The 274-nt window shown below is 43.8% G+C and carries 1 protein-coding gene and 1 pseudogene; both read right to left on the bottom strand.

Features of this window, described 5'->3' with window-relative positions; all coding sequences use genetic code 11:
• Window positions 1-121 (bottom strand): annotated as a pseudogene (locus tag JFU56_RS22460) (biotin/lipoyl-containing protein); the annotation flags it as partial.
• Between the two features lie 21 nt (window positions 122-142).
• Window positions 143-274: hypothetical protein (locus JFU56_RS23290; RefSeq protein WP_198439440.1), on the bottom strand; the 132-nt coding region annotated here is incomplete at its 5' end.

The following is a 274-nucleotide window of genomic DNA, read 5'->3' on the forward strand; positions in this document are numbered from 1 at the left end:
TTTCGATGTCTACAATGACTTCATCACGTGCAACGGCTTCGCCTGGTTTTTTGTGCCAAGTCGCCACTGTTGCATCAGCCACAGATTCAGGTAAATCTGGAACCAGAATTTCAATTGTCATGTGCGTATTTTCCTTTTACTTCTAGTTCTTAAGTAGGGTCAAAGCGTCGTCAACTAACGCTTTTTGTTGTTTCAAGTGTACCGACATATAGCCAACAGCTGGTGATGCTGATGCAGGACGACCTGCATATTGAATATCAGCACCCACTGGAAT

This window comes from Moritella sp. F3, from assembly GCF_015082335.1.
Classification (GTDB): domain Bacteria; phylum Pseudomonadota; class Gammaproteobacteria; order Enterobacterales; family Moritellaceae; genus Moritella.